The sequence below is a fragment of the Fulvimonas yonginensis genome, assembly GCF_037137055.1.
GTDB lineage: Bacteria > Pseudomonadota > Gammaproteobacteria > Xanthomonadales > Rhodanobacteraceae > Frateuria_A > Frateuria_A yonginensis.
Genome location: NZ_JBBBNY010000010.1, coordinates 58863 through 79944, shown reverse-complemented (window position 1 = coordinate 79944; position 21082 = coordinate 58863). Strand labels below are relative to the sequence as shown.

At 69.5% G+C, this 21082-nt stretch carries 18 protein-coding genes; 5 read left to right on the top strand and 13 right to left on the bottom strand.

The window, feature by feature from the left end; translation table 11 throughout:
- Positions 1–126: 126 nt before the first annotated feature.
- From hflX to miaA, 3 genes are all read right to left on the bottom strand, one after another.
- Complete coding sequence (gene hflX, locus WAT24_RS13010; protein WP_336808320.1) at positions 127–1518, bottom strand: ribosome rescue GTPase HflX; 1392 nt, start codon at positions 1516–1518, stop codon at positions 127–129.
- A gap of 164 nt (positions 1519–1682) precedes the next feature.
- Positions 1683–1949 (bottom strand): RNA chaperone Hfq, encoded by a 267-nt coding sequence (gene hfq, locus WAT24_RS13005; protein WP_336808319.1) that lies wholly within the window; start codon positions 1947–1949, stop codon positions 1683–1685.
- Between the two features lie 180 nt (positions 1950–2129).
- Positions 2130–3077, bottom strand: coding sequence for a tRNA (adenosine(37)-N6)-dimethylallyltransferase MiaA (gene miaA, locus WAT24_RS13000; protein ID WP_336808318.1), 948 nt, complete (start codon positions 3075–3077; stop codon positions 2130–2132).
- Between the two features lie 500 nt (positions 3078–3577).
- Between miaA and tdh the strand changes: the two genes are divergently transcribed.
- On the top strand, positions 3578–4612 hold the full coding sequence (tdh, locus tag WAT24_RS12995) for an L-threonine 3-dehydrogenase (protein ID WP_336808317.1): 1035 nt from the start codon (positions 3578–3580) through the stop codon (positions 4610–4612).
- 4 nt (positions 4613–4616) lie between these two features.
- Entirely contained in the window at positions 4617–5813 is a 1197-nt protein-coding gene (kbl, locus tag WAT24_RS12990; RefSeq protein WP_336808316.1) for a glycine C-acetyltransferase, read from the top strand.
- 11 nt (positions 5814–5824) lie between these two features.
- Here the strand turns inward: kbl and WAT24_RS12985 are convergent, their stop codons facing one another.
- Positions 5825–6610: a hypothetical protein gene (locus WAT24_RS12985; protein ID WP_336808315.1), complete on the bottom strand. Its 786-nt coding sequence runs from the start codon at positions 6608–6610 to the stop codon at positions 5825–5827.
- Between the two features lie 106 nt (positions 6611–6716).
- Between WAT24_RS12985 and WAT24_RS12980 the strand changes: the two genes are divergently transcribed.
- On the top strand, positions 6717–7592 hold the full coding sequence (locus WAT24_RS12980; RefSeq protein ID WP_336808314.1) for a LysR family transcriptional regulator: 876 nt from the start codon (positions 6717–6719) through the stop codon (positions 7590–7592).
- Here WAT24_RS12980 and WAT24_RS12975 read toward each other — a convergent pair.
- The 3 genes from WAT24_RS12975 to WAT24_RS12965 form a co-directional block, all read right to left on the bottom strand.
- On the bottom strand, positions 7579–8337 hold the full coding sequence (locus tag WAT24_RS12975) for a pseudouridine synthase (protein ID WP_336808313.1): 759 nt from the start codon (positions 8335–8337) through the stop codon (positions 7579–7581). The two genes, WAT24_RS12980 and WAT24_RS12975, sit on opposite strands and share 14 nt — an antisense overlap.
- A gap of 135 nt (positions 8338–8472) precedes the next feature.
- Positions 8473–9615: an OmpA family protein gene (locus tag WAT24_RS12970; protein WP_336808312.1), complete on the bottom strand. Its 1143-nt coding sequence runs from the start codon at positions 9613–9615 to the stop codon at positions 8473–8475.
- 334 nt (positions 9616–9949) lie between these two features.
- Positions 9950–11401 carry a bifunctional 2-methylcitrate dehydratase/aconitate hydratase gene (locus WAT24_RS12965; RefSeq protein ID WP_336808311.1) on the bottom strand — a complete coding sequence of 484 codons (1452 nt, stop codon included), beginning with the start codon at positions 11399–11401 and terminating at the stop codon, positions 9950–9952.
- Positions 11402–11717: 316 nt separating this feature from the next.
- On the opposite strand from WAT24_RS12965, the gene WAT24_RS12960 reads away from it, so the two are divergent.
- Positions 11718–12395: a TerC family protein gene (locus WAT24_RS12960; protein WP_336808310.1), complete on the top strand. Its 678-nt coding sequence runs from the start codon at positions 11718–11720 to the stop codon at positions 12393–12395.
- 114 nt (positions 12396–12509) lie between these two features.
- Here WAT24_RS12960 and WAT24_RS12955 read toward each other — a convergent pair whose 3' ends face one another.
- From WAT24_RS12955 to prpB, 3 genes are all read right to left on the bottom strand, one after another.
- Positions 12510–13367 carry a hypothetical protein gene (locus WAT24_RS12955; protein ID WP_336808309.1) on the bottom strand — a complete coding sequence of 286 codons (858 nt, stop codon included), beginning with the start codon at positions 13365–13367 and terminating at the stop codon, positions 12510–12512.
- Between the two features lie 207 nt (positions 13368–13574).
- A complete protein-coding gene (prpC, locus tag WAT24_RS12950) occupies positions 13575–14720 on the bottom strand; it encodes a bifunctional 2-methylcitrate synthase/citrate synthase (protein ID WP_336808308.1) in 1146 nt (381 codons plus the stop codon).
- A gap of 112 nt (positions 14721–14832) precedes the next feature.
- Positions 14833–15720 carry a methylisocitrate lyase gene (gene prpB / locus WAT24_RS12945; RefSeq protein WP_336808307.1) on the bottom strand — a complete coding sequence of 296 codons (888 nt, stop codon included), beginning with the start codon at positions 15718–15720 and terminating at the stop codon, positions 14833–14835.
- 117 nt (positions 15721–15837) lie between these two features.
- On the opposite strand from prpB, the gene WAT24_RS12940 reads away from it, so the two are divergent.
- Complete coding sequence (locus WAT24_RS12940) at positions 15838–16878, top strand: MerR family transcriptional regulator (protein WP_336808306.1); 1041 nt, start codon at positions 15838–15840, stop codon at positions 16876–16878.
- Between the two features lie 211 nt (positions 16879–17089).
- Here WAT24_RS12940 and WAT24_RS12935 read toward each other — a convergent pair whose 3' ends face one another.
- The 3 genes from WAT24_RS12935 to WAT24_RS12925 all read right to left on the bottom strand — a co-directional run bounded on the left by WAT24_RS12935 (position 17090) and on the right by WAT24_RS12925 (position 21077).
- Positions 17090–18076: a malate dehydrogenase gene (locus tag WAT24_RS12935; protein WP_336808305.1), complete on the bottom strand. Its 987-nt coding sequence runs from the start codon at positions 18074–18076 to the stop codon at positions 17090–17092.
- 67 nt (positions 18077–18143) lie between these two features.
- Positions 18144–19343, bottom strand: a complete 1200-nt coding sequence (locus WAT24_RS12930; protein WP_336808304.1) for a pyridoxal phosphate-dependent aminotransferase — start codon at positions 19341–19343, stop codon at positions 18144–18146.
- Positions 19344–19484: 141 nt separating this feature from the next.
- The gene (locus WAT24_RS12925) at positions 19485–21077 is read right to left on the bottom strand and encodes a GMC family oxidoreductase (RefSeq protein ID WP_336808303.1); all 1593 of its coding nucleotides are present in this window, start codon (positions 21075–21077) and stop codon (positions 19485–19487) included.
- Positions 21078–21082 lie beyond the last annotated feature (5 nt).

Here is a 21082-nt window from a genome sequence, read left to right as displayed (position 1 = left end):
GCCGCCGCCCCTTTAGTCGGAGCGGGCTTGCTGGCGATGCCGTTGGCTGGATGCCCGCCCGGAGGGGTTCGATGCGCGGCCGGCGAACGGAAGGAACAGCATCGCGAGCAAGCCCGCTCCTACCGTTCAGGGCATGTCCGGGGCGCCCAGCACCCCGCGCAGCAAGGCCGCATCCTGTGGATTGCCGCCGCCCAGCGGAGCGATCACCGCACGCGGGGCATCGATGTGCAGGTGCCAGCCGTGCTCGTCGACCGATTCGCGTGCAATCGCCCCGGCCGCCCGCAGGCGCGCGTGCAGGCGACCTGCGGACAGCGGCAACTGCAGCTCGGTCTGCACGCGCTCGCCGCCCAGCAGTTCACCCAGCGCCTGGCGCAGCAGTTCCAGGCCCTCCCCGGTGGCGGCGGACAGCCACACCTGGGCGGGACGACCGTCGGCATCGCGCACGATGCGCGGTTGCGCAGCGGCCGCGAGACGCGGCGCCGGCGCCTCCTGCGGATCGTCCAGACCGTCAGCGGTGGAAGCCCCGCCGTCGCCCAGGCCCTCACGCAGTACGTCGATCTTGTTCATCACGCGCAACTGCGGCACCTCGCCCGCGCCGATCTCCTCCAGCACGGCGTCGACGATCCGGTGCAGCCGCTCGCGCTCCTCGTCGGCGGCGTCGCTGACGTGCAGCAGCAGATCCGCATCGCGCGCCTCGGCCAGGGTGGCGCGGAAAGCGGCGACCAGGTCGTGCGGCAGCTCGCGGATGAAGCCCACGGTGTCGGCCAGCACGGCCGGGCCGCAGGACAGGTCCTCGATCTTGCGCACCGTCGGATCGAGCGTGGCGAACAGCAGGTTGGCCGCGAACACCTCGCCCTCGGTCAGCGCATTGAACAGCGTCGACTTGCCGGCGTTGGTGTAGCCCACCAGCGCCACCCGCGGCACCGTGTTGCGCAGGCGCGCGCGGCGCTGCTGGGTGCGCTGCACCTGCACCTTCTCCAGCCGCTTGGTGAGCATCTTGACCCGCTCGCCGAGCAGGCGGCGGTCGGTCTCCAGCTGCGTCTCGCCGGGACCGCGCAGGCCGATGGCACCGCCGCGCTGGCGCTCCAGGTGGGTCCAGCCGCGTACCAGCCGGGTGGCCAGGTGCTTCAACTGGGCCAGCTCCACTTCCAGCTTGCCCTCGTGCGAGCGCGCGCGCTGGGCGAAGATGTCCAGGATCAGCCCGGCGCGGTCGACCACGCGCACGGCCAGCAGCTTCTCCAGGTTGCGCTCCTGCACCGGGGTCAGCAGGTGGTCGACCAGCACCACGTCCGCCTCGGTGGCGCGCACGGCCTCGGCGACCTCTTCGGCCTTGCCGGTGCCGATGTAGTAGCGGGGATTGGGGTCCTCGACGCGGGCGCCGACGCTGGCCAGCACCTCGGCGCCGGCGGACTTGACCAGTTCCGCGAATTCGGCCGCGCGACGGGCGGCGTCCCCCTCGCCGCGGGCATACGGCAAGACCAGTACGGCGCGTTCGCCCTTCTTCTGTCTATCGAACACTAGGTCTCGAAATCGCCTGTCGTGTGGGGGGTGCCGCAGGGCGAACCCGCGGCCGGGAGCGGCATTGTATGCCGATCATCGCGCACCGGCCGGCAAGAGACCGTGGGCGCGAGGCGATGGCTGCCGGCAGGCCAGGCTGTCCTGCCGGCGGCGCGCGGCGAAGGTCAGCCTTCGGCTTCGGCAGACGCGTGCGTCTCGGCATGGCCCTCGTGGCCATTGCCCATGCGCACGTTGCGGCTGGGTACCACGGTGGAGATGGCGTGCTTGTAGACCATCTGGCTCACCTGGTTGCGCAGCAGCACCACGAACTGGTCGAACGACTCGATCGTGCCCTGCAGCTTGATGCCGTTGACCAGGTAGATCGCCACCGGCACACGCTCGCGGCGCAGTGCATTGAGAAACGGGTCCTGCAGTGATTGCCCTTTGGACATGTTGTTGTACCCCCTCGCGAACCTGCGCAGGCCGGAGAAAAGACGCCACGACGGCGACCGGCCCAAGTCCGGTGGATATTAACCAGTTTTAAATGACGGGCGAAAGCACGGGAACCGAGACCCAGTCGCCAGCCCGCGCATGGCGCGCGAAAAACACGCTCCATGGCCCCCGCGCCGGCGTCAGTGCCCCTGCAGGAACAGCTCCAGCGCTGCCCCCGCCCGGTCCGGCAGGCCCGCCTGCTCCGGGTCCAGCACGCGCGCGTCGAGCTCGCTGCGCAGCCAGGTCATCTGTCGCTTGGCCAGCTGGCGGGTGGCGAAGATGGCGCGGTCGCGGAAGGTCGCAGCGTCGGTCGCGCCGTCCAGGTGCTCCCAGGCCTGGCGGTAGCCCACGGCGCGCAGCGCGGGGAGATCCGGGTGCAGGTCGTCGCGTGCGCGCAAGGCCCGCACTTCGTCGAGGAAGCCGGCGGCGAGCATGGCGTCGAAGCGCCGGGCGATACGCCCGTGCAGTTCCCCGCGCGCGGCCGGCAGCAGCGCGAGCTTGAGCACCCGCCAGGGAAACGCATCGCCCCGGCCACCGGTCTGCTGTTCCGACAGCGGCCGTCCGGTCAGTTCGATCACCTCCAGCGCACGCTGCAGGCGTTGCGCGTCGTTGCGACCGATCCGCGCGGCCGCCACCGGATCGAGCCGGGCCAACCGCGCGTGCAGCGCGGGCCAGCCCTGCGTGGCCGCCTCGCCGGCCAGCCGTGCGCGGATCGCCGGCGCCGCTTCGGGCAACGCGGAGAGCCCGCGCTGCAGCGCACGGAAATACAGGCCGGTGCCGCCCACCAGCAGCGGTACCCGGCCGCGCTTGCCGATGTCCGCCATCACGGCCAGGGCATCGTCGCGGAAGTCGGCGGCCGAGTACGGCTCGACCGGGTCGCGCAGGTCCAGCAGCGCGTGCGGGTGGCGCGCCAGCGTGACCGCGTCCGGCTTGGCCGTGCCGATATCGAGCCCGCGATAGACCAGCGCCGAGTCCACGCTCACCAGCTCCAGCGGGAAACGCTCGCGCAACGCGCACGCCAGCGCGGTCTTGCCCGACGCGGTCGGGCCCATCAGGAACACGGCGAGCGGGCGCGTATCGGCGGACATCGCGGCATTGTAGGTCGCAGGCGCCCGCGTGCCAGCCGCCCGCCCCGCCGGCAGCCCGGGTGATCTGGATCACGTTCTCGTGGATACTTTCCGCCCGCCCGATGGGGCGGCTTGCCTGACCGGTCGCGCGGGCGCACCATCGCCGTACAGCGACCACGAAGAATTCACGAGATGGCGCACCGAATCGATGCGGAACACGACCAGGACGGCGGACAAGGGGCAGTCGTCAGCCTTCGGCCAGGAACGGCCTCGCCCGCACCGCGCAACCGGCCGGCGGCCGAACCCGTTGCCTTGCGCCCTGCGCGGGGAGAGCCGCAGGTGACCCGCAAGCCCATCTGGGACAAGAACAACTTCGGTTTCTGGCTGCTGGTGTGCATTCTCATCAGCCTGCTGTTCTCCATCGTCTACCACGCGCTGGGCTGAGCGGCAGCGGCCGGTTCGGCACCGGCCTATAATCCCCATCTTCCCCGCCCGCACCGCGGGCCCGACGATGGTGTCCCATGCCGCAGACGATGAAAGCCCTGGTCAAGCGCAAGCCCGAGCAGGGCATCTGGATGGAAGAGGTGCCGGTTCCGCAGATCGGTCCCAACGAGGTGCTGATCAAGGTCGAGAAGACCGCCATCTGCGGGACCGACCTGCACATCTACAAATGGGACGAGTGGTCCCAGCGCACCATCCCGCAGGGGCTGACCATCGGCCACGAGTTCGTCGGCCGCATCGCCGAACTGGGCAGCGCGGTCAGCGGCTACAAGGTGGGCGACCGCGTGTCGGCCGAGGGCCACATCGTGTGCGGCCACTGCCGCAACTGTCGCGCCGGCCGCCAGCACCTGTGCCCGAACACCGTGGGCATCGGCGTCAACCGCAACGGCGCCTTCGCCGAATACGTGGCGGTGCCCGCCTCCAACCTGTGGCCGATCCCGGACCAGATCCCGTCCGAGCTGGCCGCCTTCTTCGATCCCTACGGCAACGCCGCGCACTGCGCGCTGGAGTTCGACCTGATCGGCGAGGACGTGCTGATCACCGGCGCCGGCCCGATCGGCATCATCGCCGCCGGCATCGCCAAGCACGTGGGCGCCCGCAACGTGGTGGTCACCGACGTCAACGACTACCGCCTCAAGCTCGCCGCCGACATGGGCGCCACCCGCGTCGTCAACGTGGCCAACCAGTCGCTGCGCGAGGTGGTCAAGGACCTGCACATGGAAGGCTTCGACGTCGGCCTGGAGATGAGCGGCAACCCGCGCGCCTTCAACGACATGCTCGAGGTGATGTACCACGGCGGCAAGATCGCCCTGCTCGGCATCCAGCCCAAGGGCGCCGGCATCGACTGGGACAAGGTGATCTTCAAGGGTCTCACGCTGCAGGGCATCTACGGCCGGCGCATGTACGAGACCTGGTACAAGATGACCCAGATGGTGCTGACCGGCTTCCCGCTGCAGAAGGTGCTGACCCACCAGATCGCCATCGACGACTTCCAGAAGGGCTTCGACCTGATGGACGCCGGCCAGTGCGGCAAGGTCGTCTGCTCCTGGACCTGATGCCATGACCTATACCGCCAAAGACCGCTACGCCACCGAACTGGACTCGATCCGCCAGCAGGGCCTGTTCAAGGGCGAACGCATCATCGTCTCGCCGCAGTCGGCCGAGATCGCGCTGGCCGACGGCCGCAAGGTGCTCAACTTCTGCGCCAACAACTACCTGGGCCTGGCCGACCACCCGGAGGTGATCGCCGCCGCCAAGGAGGCGCTGGACACGCACGGCTTCGGCATGGCTTCGGTGCGCTTCATCTGCGGCACGCAGGACCTGCACAAGCAGCTCGAAGCCAAGATCGCCGACTTCTTCGGCACCGAGGACACCATCCTCTACGCCGCCTGCTTCGACGCCAACGGCGGCCTGTACGAGCCGCTGCTGGGCGAGGAGGACGCGGTCATCTCCGATGCGCTCAACCACGCCTCGATCATCGACGGCATCCGCCTGTGCAAGGCCAAGCGCTTCCGCTACGCCAACTGCGACATGGCGGACCTGGAAAGGCAGCTGCAGGCGGCCGACGCGGCCGGCGCGCGTACCAAGCTGATCACCTCGGACGGCTCGTTCTCGATGGACGGCTTCATCGCGCCGCTGGACCGGATCACCGCGCTGGCGAAGAAGTACGACGCGATGGTGCACATCGACGAGTGCCACGCCACAGGCTTCCTCGGCGCGACCGGCCGCGGCTCGGCCGAGGTGCACGGCGTGCTGGACCAGATCGACATCTTCACCGGCACGCTGGGCAAGGCGCTCGGCGGCGCGCTGGGCGGGTTCACCACCGGCCCGAAGGAAGTGATCGAACTGCTGCGCCAGCGCTCGCGGCCTTACCTGTTCTCCAATTCGCTGCCGCCGCACGTGGTGGCCGCGGCGATCAAGGTGTTCGACATGCTGGTCTCGGCCGGCGAGCTGCGCACGCGGGTGCAGGAGAACACGGCGTACTTCCGCAAGGCGATGACCGAGGCCGGCTTCGACATCAAGCCCGGCGTGCATCCGATCGTGCCGGTGATGATCTACGACGCGCCCAAGGCACAGGCGATGGCCGCCGCGTTGCTGGAGGAAGGCATCTACGTCACCGGCTTCTTCTACCCGGTGGTGCCGCAGGGCCAGGCGCGCATCCGCACGCAGATGAGCGCGGCGCACACGCGCGAGCACCTGGACCGCGCGATCGCCGCGTTCACCAAGATCGGCAAGCGGCTCGGCGTGATCGGCTGAGCGACCCGCCCTCACCCGGCGGCCCGGCGTGGGGGCGCGCGATCTCGCTGTTCGCCCGGCGGGATCAGGCTGAGTTCCGGGCGGTAGCGCCAGGTCTCGATATCCACCGAGCGCACCGCCGCGGCGTAGTCGGCGAGCGCCGTGTCGTCCTTCGCCAGCAGGCCGGCGAGGTCCCCGTCGTAGCGGTCGTAGCCGGCCCAGCCCTCACGCGCGACCAGCAGCAGGTACTGCGGCGCCTCGCCGCCGACCACCAGCCGGTACCAGGTATGCGCCGGTGCCCCGGGCCGTTTCGCCAGCACCCTGCGCGCGGCCTGCACCGCACGCTCGAAGCGCGCCTCGGTGCCCGGGCGCAGGTGGAACACCGCCACCTGCATCGTCGCCGTCGGCCGGCGATGTTCCAGCGGCGTGCCGGCGCCCAGGTCCGGCCGCAACACGTAGGTGGGCCGTGCCAGCGGTGTCACGTAAGGCAGCACGTTGCGCGCCGCGTCGGCGGCATCGCCGGCAACGTCCACGCGCCGGTCGAACGCGGCGAAAGGCTCGCCCACGCTGGCATCGACGAACTGCCCGGCGCGCGGGCCGTCCTCGATCGTCCAGCCATACCAGACCAGCGGATCCCGGTGTTGCCGGTGCCACTCCAGGTGCCGGCGGTAGCCCTGTTCGAATGCCTGCTGCTGACCGGCGGTCGGGCGATAGAAATAGAAATGCGCGGCAAGCCCTGTCTGCGCCAGGGCCGGCCCGGTGGCGGGCAGCAGCGTCACGGCCAGCACGATGCGGGTTGCGATGCGTCGGATGGGCATCAGGGAAACTCCAAGGGAAGCTGCGCCCAGTGTCCGGTTGTGGGCCCTCCGGGGCCATGCGAATCTCTTTGCGGCTCGGCAAAAGAATTTTGAGGCGGCCCTCCGGATGGACTTCGAATTGCGCTACCTGCCCGCGTTTCGCGCCGTCTGCGAGACCGGCAGCCTGCGCGCTGCAGCGCAATCCCTGCATCGCACCGAGCAGGCGGTGAGCTACCAGCTCCGGCGTCTGGAGGAACGGCTGGGCACGCCCCTGTTCGACCGCCAGGCCGGGCGGCTCACGCCGAACGCGCGCGGACTGCGGCTGCTGGACTTCTGCCGCGGCATGCACCGCGACTGGTCGCGCGTGCGCGATGCGCTGGACGCCGCCGCGGACGACGCGCCGCTGCGTATCGCGGCGGTGAGCGGCTTCGGCCGCTACGTGCTGCTGCCGCTGTTCCGCGACGGCCCCCTGGCCGGCACACCGCTGCGCATGCACTACCCGACCGCCCCGGAGGTGGCGCGCAGCGTGGCGGCCGGGCATGCCGACCTCGGCTTCGTGCACTGCCCGCAGCCGCCCGGCCGGCTGGTCCAGGAACCGGTCGCGCAGGAGGAGATCGTGGCGATCGGCTCGCCCGGGACGGCCATCCCCGAGCCGGGCGATCTCCAGGCGCGGGCTTTCGTCACCTACGACGAGAGCGACTACGTCTTTGCCACCTGGTTCGCCCAGGTCTGCGGCACGGCGGTGCCGTCGCTGCACGCTACGGCGCACTTCGAGGAACTGGAGGAGGTGCTCGCCTGGGTCGCGGCCGGGCGCGGGGTGTCGATCGTGCCGGCCGATTGCGCGCTGGCGGCCGCCGGCCGTGGCGAGATCGCCGTGCTGCGCTGGCCGGAGCGGCGCTGCCGCAACGCGATCCATGCGCTGCACGATCCGTCGACCCCGCTGCCGTCCGCCGCCCTGGATCTGCTGCGGGCGCTGCGCGAGCGCCGGCTCAGCGACGCCTGAGCGCCGCTACCTCGGCGTCGTCCAGGTGCCGCCACTGCCCCTTGGGCAGGTCGCCCAGCACGAGCCCGCCGATCGCCACGCGCACCAGCCGCAGCACGCCGATGCCGTGTGCGGCGAGCAACCGGCGGATGTGCCGGTTGCGCCCCTCGTCGAGCACGATCTCGAGCCAGGCGTTCCTTTCCCCGGCGCGCAACAACGCGGCCTTGCGCGCCGCCAGCCGCTCGCCCTGATCCATGATCCCTTCGCCCAGCCTTGCCAGCAGGGCCGGATCGGGGAGGCGATCGACCTGCACGTGGTAGGTCTTGTCCACATGCGTGGCCGGGTCGGTGATGCCGGCGGCCCAGACCGTGTCGTTGCTGAGCAGCAGCAGGCCCTCGCTGGCCTTGTCCAGGCGCCCGACCGGCCCGAGCCAGGGCAGCCCCGCCTCGACCAGGGCGTCATAGACGGTGGCGCGCCCGCGTTCGTCGGCCGCGCTGACCACCAGGCCGCGCTGCTTGTTGAACATCACGTAGACGCGGGCCGCCTCGGCCAGGGCCTGCCCGTCGACGGTGATGCCGCCCTGCCCCTCGGCCATCGAGTACGCCGGATCGCGCACCACGCGGCCGTCGACCGCGACACGCCCCGCGCGGATCCACTGCTCGGCCTGGCTGCGCGAGCAGACGCCGCGCTTGGACAGCACGCGCGCCAGGCCATGACGGGGGCCGCGAGGGGGAGAGGCTGGAGGACGGCGCGGCGCGGCAGGCATCGTGCAAGCGTATCGGCCGGGCCCGAAGCGCGGCAAGGCCAAGGGAAAACCGCCCTGCCTCGGGCCGGAGCCGCAGCCCGACAAAGAAAAACCCGGCCGGAGCCGGGTTTTTCGTCATGCCTGATGCACGTCCGCTTACTGCTGGACCTGCAGCTCCGTGCGGCGGTTGCGCGCGCGGCCGGCGTCCGTGTCGTTGGTGTCGATGGGGTCGTTCTCGCCGTGGCCGATCGGGCCCTCCAGACGGCTGGCATCGATGCCGTGCGAGGTCAGGTAGTCGTACACGATCTGCGCACGACGCTCGGACAGCGCCTGGTTGTAGGCATCGGTACCCACCGAGTCGGTGTAGCCGGCGACGGTGACGTGCACCTGCGGATAGCGCTGCAGGGTGTCGACGGCCTGGTCCAGGATGGCGATCGAGTCGGAGGTCGGTTCGGCCAGCGCCTTGCCGATTTCATCCGCCTTGACGTGACCCTTCTTCGGATAGTCGAACTTGAAGTTCACGCCGCGCAGGTCGATCACGACCTTCTGCGGGCAGCCGTCCGGACCGACGATGGTGCCGGCGGCGGTGGCCGGGCACTTGTCGTCGCAGTCGTTCACGCCGTCGTTGTCGCTGTCCTTGGTGGAGCAGTCGTTGACCGGGGCCGGCGGCGGCGGCGCAGCGGCCGGCTGCGGCGCAGCGGCCGGCTCACCGAAGCGGGAGACGATGCTGAAGCCCAGGAACCAGTCGCCGTAGCCGTCCTGGGCCGGCTGGCTCTTGTCGTCCCAGTCGTAGCGGTAGCCGGTCTCGATGCGGATGTCGGAGCTGTCGCCGATGGTCTTGGAGACGCCCACGCCGAGCTCGGCGGCCGGCGCCCAGCCGTGGTCGCCCGGATTCTGGTGGTAGCTGCCCATCAGGCCGGCGAGCAGGTACGGACGCCAGGCGTTCCAGTCGCCCGCATAGAAGCGCGCGGCCGCACCGAAGTTGTTGTTCGACCAGTTGCCGCCGCCGACGGCGGTATCGCGGTCGCGCTTGGTGCGGTCGATGAACAGGTCGATCGAGGCATTCGGAGAGATGAAACGGCCGACGCCCAGGCCGTAATAGAACTGGCGGCTGTTGGTGTTGCGGTCGGTGTCGTTGTAGTAGCCACCGATGGTCGGGGCGATGTACCAGCGGCCGTCGTAATCGGTGGAGCTGGTGGCGGCGGTATCGCTGGGGGCGGCGGTATTGTCCTGCGCGTGAACGGCACCTACGCCGCCCAGGGCCAAGGCAATAAGAAAATACAAGCCCTTACGTTTCATCAGGTGTCTCCTTCATTTATTGATGTTCGCAGCCGTTTCACCTCATACGGACCGCGCGTCAAACTCACTTTGACTACGGAAGCTTGAGCCGCCCCCTCGCTTTCGTCCCTACGGGCAAGCGGCGCGAGTGTAGCAAAACCGTTAAGTGCTCCAGCGTGTACGCCGGCGTCCCCAGTGAGGCCTTGTTCAGCAAAGCCCCGGGGGCCATTGCGGCCGGTATGCCGTGAACGGAGGGTGAAAAACAAGAAGAACCCGGCCTGGGCCGGGTTTTTTCTGGCAGGCGCCACAGGCGGCAGCCTGATGGTCGCCTGTCCGATCGACGGCCCTCTTGTGGTCAAACCGTGAAAAGGCCGAGGAAATGCTGGATCGGCATGGCATCCAGTACGGCAGGATCGGCGCTGGCATCGAGAATGGCCTTGACGCGATGGGCCGGCAGATGGCCGCGCAGGGCCGCCTCGAATTTCCTCAGCAGCACCGGAATGCCTTCGGCGCGACGCTTGCGGTGGCCGATCGGATAATCAATCGAGACCTTTTCGGTCGAGGAACCGTCCTTGAAGAACACCTGCACCGAATTGCCGATGTAGCGCTTGTCCGGATCGAAATAGTCCTTGGTGAACTGCGGGTTCTCGCGCACTTCCATCTTGCCGCGCAGGGCGTCGATGCGCGGATCGGCGGCCACGTCGTCGTTGTAGTCCTCGGCGGTCAGGCGGCCGAAGATCAGCGGCACCGCCACCATGTACTGGATGCAGTGGTCGCGGTCGGCGTAATTGGCCAGCGGGCCGGTCTTGTCGATGATGCGCACGCCCGCTTCCTGCGTCTCGATCACCACCTTCTCGATCTGGTCCAGCTTGCCGGCCACCTGTGCGTGCAATTGCATGGCGCACTCCACCGCGGTCTGCGCGTGGAATTCGGCCGGGAAGCTGATCTTGAACAGCACGTTCTCCATAACGTAGCTGCCGAACGGGCGCTCGAACTCGAACGCCTTGCCCTTGAAGGCCACGTCGTAGTAGCCCCAGGTCTTGGCGCTGAGCGCCGACGGATAGCCCACCACGCCGCGGTAGACCGCATTGATCGCATGGGTGACCGCACGGCGGCAGGCGTCGCCCGCGGCCCAGCTCTTGCGCGGACCGGTGTTCGGGGCGTGGCGGTAGGTACGCAGTGCGCCGTTGTCGATCCAGCTGTGCGACACGGCGGTGACGATCTGCTCCTTGCTGCCCCCGAGCATCGCCGTGGCGACCGCGGTGGAGGCCAGGCGCACCAGGATCACGTGGTCCTGGCCGACGCGGTTGAAGCTGTTCTTCAGCGCGTAGCAACCCTGGATCTCGTGCGCCTTGATGGCGTAGCCGAGCACGTCGCGCACGGTGAACGGCCGGCCGCCTTCACGCTCGGCCTTGCGGCTGAGGTAGTCGGCCACCGCGAGGATGGCGCCGAGGTTGTCGGACGGATGGCCCCACTCGGCGGCCAGCCAGGTGTCGTTGAAGTCGAGCCAGCGGATCTGCGTGCCGATGGCGAAGGCGCCCTGCACGGGATCCAGCTCGTGGCTGGTGCCCGGCACGCGCGTGCCGCCGGGCAGGTTCGCGCCCGGCACCAGCGGCCCCAGGTGCTTGACGCACTCGGGGAACTTCATGGCCAGCATGGCCGTGCCCAGCGAGTCGAGCAGCATGTAGCGCGCGGTGTCGTAGGCCTCCTTCGACTCGATCCGGTAGTCGGCCACGTAGTTGGCGATATCGACCATCGGCTGGTCGGGATCGGGGCGAACGGCGGAACGGATGTCGTGGGCGCTCATGCAGGCTTCTCGCGGCAGGAAAAACCGCCATTGTATCCGCCCGTCCGCCGCACCGCTCCCTTCCCGGGGGAGGAACGTGCAGGCGGACCGCCGCCGGCGGGCGCTTGACCGGCCCCCGCATCGCCTCCGACAATCGGGGAACACCCAAAGGGGAGTAGTTCCGGTGCCGCCCCGCGGCATCGTGCGGTGATCGTCACCACGGACGCGGCAGCGTCCCGGTCACCCCGGCGAGCTTTCGCGAACGAGACTTTTGCGGTGGCGACGGACCCTGCGCGTGTCCGCCGTCATCGCCATGAGTCACGCGCGGGAGCCTTGCATGGACATCAGCGGTACCGACTTCGTCTCCGGCCTCGTGGCCATCATCCTGCTCGACCTGGTGCTCGCCGGCGACAACGCGATCGTGATCGCGCTGGCCGCCCGCAACCTGCCGCGCTCGCTGCAGAGAAAGGCGGTGTTCTGGGGCACCTTCGGCGCCGTGGCGGTGCGCGTGGTGCTTACCGCCATCGTGGTCTACCTGCTCAATCTGCCGGGCCTGATGCTGGCCGGCGGCGTGCTGCTGCTGCCGATCGCGTGGAAGCTGCTCAAGCCCGGCGACGAGGGCGGGCACGAGGTCGATGCGGCCGACAGCTTCTGGGCGGCGCTGCGCACCATCGTGGTGGCCGACGCGCTGATGGGCCTGGACAACGTGCTGGCGATCGCCGGCGCGTCCAAGGGGCACCTCGGCCTGGTCATCCTCGGCCTGCTGATCAGCGTACCGCTGGTGGTCTGGGGCTCGACCCTGATCCTGCGCCTGATCGAGCGCTTCCCGGTCATCGTGTACATCGGTGCCGGTGCCATCGCCTGGACCGCCGGCCGCATGGTCGCGCACGACCACCTGCTGCGCGGCTGGTTCGACGCCCGTCCCTGGGCCGGCTACGCGCTGGATGCGCTGCTGATCCTGCTGGTCTGCGGCGGCGGCTGGCTGGCGCAGCGCAACCGGCGCGCCCCGGCCTGAGCGCGCCAGGCGCTACGCGCAGGAGCGAGCTTGCCCGTGGTGCTCTTGTGCCGGGATGGTCCGGAAACGCATCGCGAGCAAGCCCCTCCTGCATGTGCCCGCTGGGCCCAGTGCCTACCAGCGCAGCTTCACGAAGGCGGGGGGACCGCTCAGGGTCATGTCCAGGTCGGCGTCGTACATGCTGCGGCGCCAGTGCAGCTTGATCTGGCTGTAGCCGTACTCCAGGCCGAAGCCCAGGTTCCGCCAGGGCAGCCACTCCACGCCCAGTGCCGCGTTGTAGATGTGCCCGCTGATGCGCCCGCCGTTCTTGCGCACTCCCGAGGCGTCCAGGTAGATGCGCCAGTCGTCGCTGAACAGGTGCCGCCAGCCCAGCTGCAGCATCGGCGCCCAGGCGCTGTCGTTGCTGGCGGTGGCGACCGACACCGGCTGCTCGCCCCCCACACCCGGGTCGTAGGCGCCATCGCCGACGAGCGCGGTCTTCACCTGGTACCAGCCGGCGCCCAGGCCGACGCCGTAGGCATCGTCACCCTGGCCGAACCACCAGCGCCAGGCGGCACTGCCGAAGTCGAAATCGAGCCTGGCGTGGACATCCGCGTCGGCGCTGTAGGTCACGCCGTCGTAGCTGATGTCGCGTGCGAGTACCTGGTGGCTGGAGCGGTCGATGTTGTAGTAGTCCAGCGCCAGTCCCTGGTGCTCGCCGAACAGGAAGTCGGCACGCACCCGGGGCACGGCCTTGTCCTGGTCGAAGCCCAGGTCGTCCTCGAGATTGATCCTGCCGCTGAGCGTGTCGCTCGGGTCGGCCACCGATACGTCCGTGTCCGTGCTGGCGTAATAGCCGCCGAGGCGCACGCTCGCCCGGTCCAGGACGGGCGACGCGTCCTGCGCCATCGCCACGTTGGCGGCCAGGCCGAGCGGGAGGACAAGGCCCGCGCCGAGCGCGGACCACGAGGGTCGTATCGCAGGATGTCGCATGCTGGGCTCTCTTCGTGGACGGCAGGCCATCGTAGCCAGCGCCCCCGTGGACAGGCCGTGGACAGCACAGCGACGCGACGTCGCCCTCGCGGCATGCGTCGCGCCCTGGACATCGGCATTGGCTTTCCGGAGAGGCAGGATCGAGCACGTCCGCGTGCCCACGGCCCGTCCACCCTCTCCACGCAGGGAGAGGGTGGCAGCTGAGCTTCAACGCTTCTCGATCGGCACGTAGGTCTGGTCCTCCGGGCCGGTGTAGTTGGCGCTCGGGCGGATGATCTTGCCGTCCTGGCGCTGCTCGATCACGTGCGCGCTCCAGCCCGAGGTACGGGCGATCACGAACAGCGGCGTGAACATGGCGGTGGGCACGCCCATCATGTGGTAGGCGCTGGCCGAGTACCAGTCGAGATTCGGGAACATCTTCTTGAGGTCCCACATCAGCTTCTCGATGCGCTCGGAGACCTCGAACAGCGTCGGGTTCCCGCCTTCGGTGCAGAGCTTGCGCGAGATCTCCTTGATGATCTCGTTGCGCGGGTCGGACACCGTGTACACCGGGTGGCCGAAGCCGATGATGATTTCCTTCTTCTCCACCCGCGCGCGGATGTCCGCCTCGGCCTCGTCGGCGTTGCGATAGCGCGCGATGATCTCCATCGCCACCTCGTTGGCACCGCCGTGCTTGGGACCGCGCAGCGCGCCGATCGCGCCGGTGATCGAGGAGTACATGTCCGAGCCGGTGCCGGCGATCACGCGGGCGGTGAAGGTCGAGGCGTTGAACTCGTGCTCGGCATAGAGCACCAGCGACTTGTCCAGCGACTGCGCGTGCAGTTCGCTCGGCGCCCTGCCGTGCAGCAGGTGCAGGAAGTGCGCGGCGATCGACTCGTCGTCGGTCTGCGTCTCGATGCGCTTGCCGTTGTGGCTGAAGTGGTACCAGTACAGCAGCATCGAGCCGAAGCTGGCCATCAGGCGATCGGCGATCTCGCGCGCGCCGGTGACGTTGTGGTCCTCCTTCTCCGGCAGCACGGTGCCCAGCATCGAGCAGCCGGTTCGCAGCACGTCCATCGGGTGGGTCGCCGCCGGCAACAGCTCCAGCGCGCCCTTCACCGGCGCCGGCAGGCCGCGCAGGCGCTTGAGCTTGGCCTTGTAGTTCTGCAGTTCGCGCCAGTTCGGCAGCACGCCGTGCACCAGCAGGTAGGCCACTTCCTCGAAGCAGCCCTTGGTGGCCAGATCGTGGATGTCGTAGCCGCGGTAGTGCAGGTCGTTGCCGCTGCGGCCCACCGTGCACAGCGCGGTATTGCCCGCGGCCACGCCGGACAGCGCGACGGATTTCTTGGCCTTGGGGAGGACTTGCTCGGTCATGGGTGGTCTCCTGGCAATTGAAAATGCGCCGCAGGCGAGCCTGCTCGCGATGCCCATGCTTTTCGGCCATCTGCCCGAAAGCACCGCGAGCAAGCTCGCTCCTGCAACGCGATCAGCTCTTCCTGGCGAACAGCGCGTCGAGCTTGCGCTCGTAGTCGTGGTAGCCGATGCGGTCGTACAGTTCCTCGCGCGTCTGCATCTGGTCGATCACGTTGCGCTGGTGGCCGTCGCGACGGATCGCCTGATAGACGTTCTCGGCCGCCTTGTTCATGGCGCGGAAGGCGGACAGCGGATAGAGCACGATGCCCACGCCGGCGGTTCGCAGTTCGTCCACGCTGAAAAGCGGCGTCTTGCCGAACTCGGTGATGTTGGCCAGTACGGGCACCTTCACCGCGTCGACGAAGCGGCGGTAGGTCGGCAGGTCGTAGGCCGCCTCGGCGAAGATGCCGTCGGCCCCGGCTTCGACGCAGGCGATCGCGCGCTCGATGGCCGCATCGACGCCGTCCACGGCGATGGCGTCGGTGCGTGCGATCAGGAAGAAGTCCGGATCGGTCTTGGCGTCCGCGGCGGCCTTGACGCGATCGGCCATCTCGCCGGTGCTGACGATCTCCTTGCCGGGACGGTGGCCGCAGCGCTTGGCACCGACCTGGTCCTCGATGTGGCAGGCGGCGGCGCCGAACCTGATCAGGCTCCTGACGGTGCGTGCGATGTTGAAGGCGCTGGGGCCGAAGCCGGTGTCGATGTCCACCATCAGCGGCAGGTCGCACACGTCGGTGATGCGGCGCACGTCGGTGAGCACGTCGTCCAGGGTGTTGATCCCCAGGTCAGGCAGGCCCAGCGAGCCGGCCGCGACGCCGCCGCCGGAGAGATAGATGGCGCGGTAGCCGGCGCGCTTGGCCAGCAGCGCGTGGTTGGCGTTGATGGCGCCGATCACCTGCAGGGGCTGCTCTTCGCGCAGTGCGGCGCGGAAGCGGGCGCCCGGGGATGCGGTGGGGGACATGGATGGCTCCGCGGGAAAAGCGCCATTTTAGCGCACTGCGGCCCCGTCCCTGTCCCGGGGCTTGACCCTCACGTAACGTGAGGCCGGAACCTGCCGGCACGCACGAGGAGACCCACCATGCCGCTGACCGTCGGCGAACTCGCCCGCCGCTGCGGACTGACCGTCCGCACGCTGCACCACTACGACGCCATCGGCCTGCTCAAGCCCTCGCTGCGCTCCGATGCCGGCTACCGCCTCTACGACCGCGCCAACGTCGAACGCCTGCACCGCATCCAGGCGCTGCGCCAGCTCGGCCTGTCGCTGGCCGACATCGGCACCGTCCTGTCCGGACCCGAGCAGCCGCTGGCCGAGGTGATCGATCGCCAGATCGCCCAGCTCGAACAGGAACTCGAGCGCGCCGCCCGCCTGCGCAGGCGGCTGGTCGCGCTGCGCGGGCAGCTCGCCGCCGGACAGTCCCCCGACCTGGCCGACTGGCTGGACACGCTGGAACTGATGACCATGTACGAGAAGTACTTCTCCCCCGAGGAACTGCAGCAACTGCCGATGCACCACGATCCCGACGCGCAGGCCGAGTGGCAGGCGCTGGTGGCCGCAGTGCAGGCGGCGATCGACCGTGGCGCGGCACCTCACGACCACGATGCCCAGTTGCTCGCGCTGCGCTGGATGCAGACCCTGCAGCGCGACACCGCCGGCAACCCGGACTTCGTGGTGCGGCTCAACGCCATGCACGACAGCGAGCCGGGCATGGTGGCGCTCTCCGGCATCACGCCCGCGGTGAAGCACTTCGTGGAACGCGCGCTGGTGGAGGCGCGGCTGGCGATCTATGCGCGCTACCTGCAGCCGCACGAGCTGGCCTTCATGCGCGAGCACTACGGCGAACAGATGTATGCCTGGCCGCCGCTGATCGCCGAAGTGCGCAAGGCGATGGTCGCGGGCGCATCGCCCTCCTCACCCGAGGCACAGGCGCTGGCGCGGCGCTGGATGGCGATGTTCCGCAGCTACGCGGGAGACGATCCGGCCACGCATGCGCGCATCCGCGAGGCGAACATGAAGGAGCCGGATCTGATGAACGGGACGTGGGTGGATGAAGCCTTGCTGGCTTATCTGCGGGAGGCGATGGGCGCGGCATCCTCCCATTCGAAGCCGTCGCACGAGTAGCGCTTGCCGCAAGAGCGGCCCCTCACCCCGACCCTCTCCCCGGAGGGTGAGGGGGCAAGGTGTGAGGGGTCGGACACCTTTGCCGGGCCCGCCCGTCGCCCCCCGGGGAGAGGGCTGGGGTGAGCGGCCAAGGCGGGAAACCCCGGAGCGGGCGTCGGCAAGAAAAAAGGGCGGCCATCGCCGCCCTTTTTCCAGACCACCGCAGGCGGCCTTACTTCTTCGCGAACAGGTGCTCCACGCCACCGCGCTCCTCGCGCAGCTCCTTGTCGGTCGCGTCCATGCGCGCACGCGAGAAATCGTTGATCTCCAGGCCCTGCACGATCGTGTACTTGCCGTCCTTGCAGGTTACCGGGTAGCCGTAGATCACGCCCGGGGCGATGCCGTAGGAGCCATCGGACGGGATCGCCATCGAGACCCAGTCGCCCTCGTCCGTGCCCAGCGCCCACGAACGCATGTGGTCGATCGCGGCGGAGGCGGCGGACGCGGCGGAGGAGGCACCGCGGGCCTTGATGATGGCCGCGCCGCGCTGCTGCACGGTCGGGATGAAGTCGCTCTCGTACCAGGCCGGGTCGACCAGGCTCAGCGCGGGCTTGCCCTCGACGGTGGCATGGTGCAGGTCCGGGTACTGGGTGGAGCTGTGGTTGCCCCAGATCGTCACCTTCCTGATCGTGGTCGTGTGCTTGCCGGTCTTCTCCGCCAGCTGCGAGAGCGCGCGGTTGTGGTCCAGGCGCACCATCGCGGTGAAGCACCTCGGATCCAGGTCCGGCGCGTTCTGCTGCGCGATCAGGGCGTTGGTGTTGGCCGGGTTGCCGACCACCAGCACCTTCACGTCGCGCTTGGCATGGTCGTTCAGCGCCTTGCCCTGCGGGCCGAAGATGGCGCCGTTGGCTTCCAGCAGGTCCTTGCGCTCCATGCCCGGGCCGCGCGGGCGGGCGCCGACCAGCAGCGCGTAGTCGACGTCCTTGAAGGCGACGTTGACGTCGTCGGTGGCGACGATGCCGGCCAGGGTCGGGAACGCGCAGTCGTTGAGCTCCATCACCACGCCCTGCAGCGCGGGCAGCGCCGGGGTGATCTCCAGCAGGTGCAGGATGACCGGCTGGTCCTTGCCCAGCATGTCGCCGGCGGCGATGCGGAACAGCAGCGCGTAGCCGATCTGGCCAGCGGCACCGGTGACGGCGACTCGAACGGGGGCTTTCATCACTTCACTCCTTCGGTTCAAGAGGTGGACGCGCAAGCCCACCAAGGCGGTTATCGGGTGGGAACGGTCAAGCCAGTTCCGCGAAGAATTCCTGGATGCGCTTCAGGCCCGGCTCCAGTTGCGGCGTCGGGCAGGTGTAGGAGATGCGCAGCGAGTGCGGCTCGCCGAAGGCCGAGCCGGGCACGCAGGCCACGCCCTTGGCTTCCAGCAACGCCGCGCAGACGTCGACGTCGCTGTCGATCGGCGTGCCGTTGCGGGACTTGCCGAAGGCGACCGAGATGTCCGGGAAGGCGTAGAACGCGCCCTGCGGCCGCGGGCAGATTACGCCGGGAATCGCGCGTAGCGCGGCGACCACGATGTCGCGCTTGGCGGCGAACTCCGCACATTTGGCCTGCGGCACGTCCTGCGGGCCGCTGAAGGCGGCCACCGCGGCGGCGGTGATCACTTCGGGCACGCTGGTGATGTGGTTGGAGTTGAGCGTGGTGACGGCCTTGGCCACCGACTCCGGACCCGCCAGCAGCCCCACGCGCCAACCCGGCATGCCGTAAGTCTTGGAGACCGAGTCAACGAAGATGAGGCGCTCGCGCAACTCCGGCCGGGCGAACACGAAGTTGTGGTAGCCGATGCCGTCGAACACCATCGAGTTGTAGATGTCGTCGGTGATGATCCAGGTGTCCGGATACTTCACCAGCACGTCGGCCAGCGCGGCGATCTCCTCGGCCGTGTAGACCATGCCCGTCGGGTTGGACGGGTTGTTGAACAGGAACACCTTCGGCTTGCGCTCGAGCGCCTCTTCGAGCTGCGCCGGCGTGAGCTTGTAGTTCTGCGTCGAGGGGCACGGCAGCACGTTGATCCTGGCGCCGACGATGTCCGCGATGTCGCGGTAGGTGGTCCAGTACGGCGCGGCGAAGCAGATCTCGTCGCCCTCGTCGAGCAGCGCCTCGGCCAGGTTGTAGAGCACCTGCTTGGCGCCGATGCCGATCGACAGGTTCATGCGGCCGTAGCCGGAGAAACCCAGCGCCTCGATGTGCTCGAGGAAGGCATCCAGCAGCGGCTCGGCGCCACGGTTGCTGCCGTACTGGCCCGAGTCATGGCCGAGCGCCTCGCGGGCCGCGGCGTAGACGTGCTCGCCGGGCAGGAAGTTGGGCACGCCGATCGAGAAGCTGATGATGTCCCGGCCTTGTGCCTTCAGCTGTTTCGCCTTCTCGGCGATGACCATGATCGCGCTGGGCTTGGCGCGGCCGACACGCTGGGCGAGCTGGGGCATGGCTTCCTCGGGGAGTGGAGGTAACCGGCGGATTTTAGCACGCCGCCGGCCGCGCCTCGGGCGCCGCCGGACCGCGCTTGCTCGCGCTGCTTCGCCCCTCTGGCCGGCACCAGGGCCAGGGCATCGCGAGCAAGCGCGCTCCTACGGGGTGGGTCGTTCGGCGCGGATGAAAGCGGCCGCCTGCTCGCCGATCATCGCCGCCGGGGCCTCGGTGTTGCCGCTGACCAGCGTGGGCATGATCGAGGCGTCGGCCACGCGCAGCCCCTCCACGCCGCGCACACGCAGCCGCGGATCCACCACGGCCCGCGCGTCGGCGCCCATGCGGCAGGTGCCGACCGGGTGGTAGATGGTATCGGCGTGGCGGCGGATCAGCGCGCGCAAGCCCACCTCGTCCTCCTGTCCGGTGCCGTACAGGGGACGCCCGCCATAGGCCGCCAGTGCCGGGGCGGCGAGGATGCGCTGCACGATGAGCGCCCCTTTCGCGAGCAGGTCCAGGTCCTGCACTTCGCCCAGGAAGTTGGGGTCGACCAGCGGCGCGTCGGCGATGTCCGCGCCGCCCAGGCGTACCCGGCCGCGGCTGGCCGGCCGCAGCACGCAGACGTGCAGCGCCATGCCGGTGGCCAGGTGCATGCGCCGGTTGTGGTCGTCGACCAGGCCGATGCAGAAATGCAACTGCAGGTCGGGGCGTTCCACCGCCGCGTCGCTCCGGATGAAGCCGCCGGCCTCGGCCGCGTTGCTGGTCAGCATGCCCTCGCCGCGCCGGCGGAAGGCCCGCGCACCGGCCACGATGCGCGCCAGCGTCGCCGGGTTCATGCCGAACAGGCCCTCCGCCCGCACGCGTACGTTGGCCGTGTAGTCGATGTGGTCCTGCAGGTTGGCGCCCACCTCCGGTGCGTCGTGCAGCACCGCGATGCCGTGCTCGCGCAGATGCGCGGCCGGACCGATCCCGGAGAGCATCAGCAACTGCGGCGAACCGATCGTCCCGGCACACACGATCACCTCGCGCCGCGCGCCCAGCACACGCCGGCCCACCTGCACGCCTACCGCGCGGCGGCCGTCGAACACGATGCGACGCGCCGGCCGACCGCACAGCACGCGCAGGTTCGGCCGCGGCCGGTCGAGGTAGGCGCGGCCGGCGTCGAGGCGGCGGCCGTCGCGCTGGAACACCTGGTACAGGCCGACCCCTTCCTGGCGCGGGCCGTTGAAGTCCTCGTTGCGCGGGTACCCGCACTGCACGGCGGCCTCGACGAAGGCCAGGCTGAGCGGGCTGGGCGAGCGCTGGTCGCTGACCGTGAGTGGACCGCCCACGCCGTGCCATGCGTCCTCGCCGCGCTGGTGGTCCTCGATCCGCCGGAACACCGGCAGCACGTCGCGCCAGGCCCAGCCCTCGCAGCCCAGCGCGGCCCAGCCGTCGTAGTCCTGCGGCTGCCCCCGGGTGCAGATCATGGCGTTGATCAGGCTGCTGCCGCCGACCCCGCGTCCGCGCGGCACGTAGCCGCGGCGGCCGTCGAACTGCGCCTGCGGCACCGTCCGATAGGCGTAGTTGTGGCGCCCGTGCAGCGGCACCAGCAAGGCGATGCCCAGCGGCACCCGGCTCAGCCACGACGGCGTGGCCGGGCCGGTCTCGACCAGGCAGACCGAAGGCCGGTCCGGCGCATCGGCCAGCCGCGCGGCGACCGCACAGCCGGCCGGGCCGGCCCCGATCACGACGAAATCCGCGGCGTCGTGGTGCATGGCGT

Coding starts and splice junctions, on each gene's coding strand:
- hfq (WP_336808319.1), bottom strand. CDS start 1,949: ATGTCCAAAGGGCAATCACTGCAGGACCCGTTTCTCAATGCACTGCGC.
- miaA (WP_336808318.1), bottom strand. CDS start 3,077: ATGTCCGCCGATACGCGCCCGCTCGCCGTGTTCCTGATGGGCCCGACC.
- tdh (WP_336808317.1), top strand. CDS start 3,578: ATGCCGCAGACGATGAAAGCCCTGGTCAAGCGCAAGCCCGAGCAGGGC.
- kbl (WP_336808316.1), top strand. CDS start 4,617: ATGACCTATACCGCCAAAGACCGCTACGCCACCGAACTGGACTCGATC.
- WAT24_RS12985 (WP_336808315.1), bottom strand. CDS start 6,610: ATGCCCATCCGACGCATCGCAACCCGCATCGTGCTGGCCGTGACGCTG.
- WAT24_RS12980 (WP_336808314.1), top strand. CDS start 6,717: ATGGACTTCGAATTGCGCTACCTGCCCGCGTTTCGCGCCGTCTGCGAG.
- WAT24_RS12975 (WP_336808313.1), bottom strand. CDS start 8,337: ATGCCTGCCGCGCCGCGCCGTCCTCCAGCCTCTCCCCCTCGCGGCCCC.
- WAT24_RS12970 (WP_336808312.1), bottom strand. CDS start 9,615: ATGAAACGTAAGGGCTTGTATTTTCTTATTGCCTTGGCCCTGGGCGGC.
- WAT24_RS12965 (WP_336808311.1), bottom strand. CDS start 11,401: ATGAGCGCCCACGACATCCGTTCCGCCGTTCGCCCCGATCCCGACCAG.
- WAT24_RS12960 (WP_336808310.1), top strand. CDS start 11,718: ATGGACATCAGCGGTACCGACTTCGTCTCCGGCCTCGTGGCCATCATC.
- WAT24_RS12955 (WP_336808309.1), bottom strand. CDS start 13,367: ATGCGACATCCTGCGATACGACCCTCGTGGTCCGCGCTCGGCGCGGGC.
- prpC (WP_336808308.1), bottom strand. CDS start 14,720: ATGACCGAGCAAGTCCTCCCCAAGGCCAAGAAATCCGTCGCGCTGTCC.
- prpB (WP_336808307.1), bottom strand. CDS start 15,720: ATGTCCCCCACCGCATCCCCGGGCGCCCGCTTCCGCGCCGCACTGCGC.
- WAT24_RS12940 (WP_336808306.1), top strand. CDS start 15,838: ATGCCGCTGACCGTCGGCGAACTCGCCCGCCGCTGCGGACTGACCGTC.
- WAT24_RS12935 (WP_336808305.1), bottom strand. CDS start 18,076: ATGAAAGCCCCCGTTCGAGTCGCCGTCACCGGTGCCGCTGGCCAGATC.
- WAT24_RS12930 (WP_336808304.1), bottom strand. CDS start 19,343: ATGCCCCAGCTCGCCCAGCGTGTCGGCCGCGCCAAGCCCAGCGCGATC.
- WAT24_RS12925 (WP_336808303.1), bottom strand. CDS start 21,077: ATGCACCACGACGCCGCGGATTTCGTCGTGATCGGGGCCGGCCCGGCC.